A 1,176-nucleotide genomic window follows, 5' to 3' on the forward strand; every position below is an offset into this window, starting at 1 on the left:
CAGACTTGACCGCTATACATCTTTTGTATGCAACCCCAGGAACCTCAAAGCGGAGAGGGGGTTGAAGGAGAAGGCTTCCAGGGCGGCTTTTTTAGCCTGGACCTTGCGGTAGTTGAGGCAGTTCAGCACGAAAGCCCGCAGGGCACAAAGGTTGAAGGCCAGGGCGCCACGGGCCTGGGCATGGTCCTCGCGTAAGAGCACGTCGCGTACCCAGAAGTTCCGGTTCTCCACGCCCCAGCGTTGGCGCATGAGTTCGCCCAGACGCCTGGCCCCCGCCGCCTCGGGTCTGAGGCTACTCAGGGCGTAGTGCACGCTGTAGCGCTGCTGCTTGCTGCGCTTATGCCACACCCAGCGCTCCAGGCGCACGGCCTGCCGGGCAAAAGGGAAGTCCAGCCAGGGGGGGAGATGGGGGGAGGCCGAGGCCCGGTAGCGCCACACCTCCCCGTCACGGAGTTCTTCCCACTGGACGATGCTTTCCCCGGGCAGGGGATGCTCGTCCAGGCAAGCGAACAGCCACTCTACCGCCTCCAACGCCCGGGCTTGGTTGGCTCTCAGGCTCAGCAGGTAATCCCCCCCTTAGCCCGGATGGCTTCGGCCACCCGGGGGTAGAGGAAGCCCGCGTCGGCCACCACCACCCGACCGGCTAAACCCTCCAGCCCCATGCGCTCCAGCAGACCCAGCAAGGCCTCATCCTCCCGCCCACCGACTTGGGCCTGGGCCAGGCTGTGGCGGGCTTGCTCACACCACAGCTCCACCACCCGCACCACCGGGCTCTCGCCTTTAGCACTCCCCCGCAAGACCTTGCCATCCGCGACCAGGGCAGAGGTAGTAGCGGTAGAGGTAGGGAAAGAGGCGGGAAGGGGGAGTTCGGGAAAGACCTGTTGCAGGGCTGAACCCAGCGCTTGCGGGTCCAAGCGGCGGATGAGCTGGGCGATTGAGCTGCGTCCTGGGGCCTTGCGCAAGCCCAGGGGCTTACACAGGAAGGGATTGGCTTGGGCAAAGCGGGCCACACCCCGCAGGGAGTCCACCCGGCACACAAAGGCCACCAGCACCAATGCCACCACCCCCCACAGCGGATAGCGCCGGTTCTGGTAGCGTGGATCGTCCAATGAGGCTAAGGCTTCGCGTAAGTTCATGCCTCTATCTAGCCTCAACCCTGAATAACGGTCAAGTCTG

Annotated in this window: 2 protein-coding genes; both read right to left on the minus strand. The window is 64.7% G+C overall.

Annotated elements, in window-relative coordinates; translation table 11 throughout:
* Positions 1–12 precede the first annotated feature (12 nt).
* The gene (locus Mlute_RS16325) at positions 13–531 is read right to left on the minus strand and encodes a hypothetical protein (protein WP_036197009.1); all 519 of its coding nucleotides are present in this window, start codon (positions 529–531) and stop codon (positions 13–15) included.
* 26 nt (positions 532–557) lie between these two features.
* Positions 558–1,136: a transposase family protein gene (locus tag Mlute_RS16330; protein WP_027887990.1), complete on the minus strand. Its 579-nt coding sequence runs from the start codon at positions 1,134–1,136 to the stop codon at positions 558–560.
* Positions 1,137–1,176 lie beyond the last annotated feature (40 nt).

The organism is Meiothermus luteus, from assembly GCF_003574085.1.
In the GTDB taxonomy this organism is placed as follows: domain Bacteria; phylum Deinococcota; class Deinococci; order Deinococcales; family Thermaceae; genus Meiothermus; species Meiothermus luteus.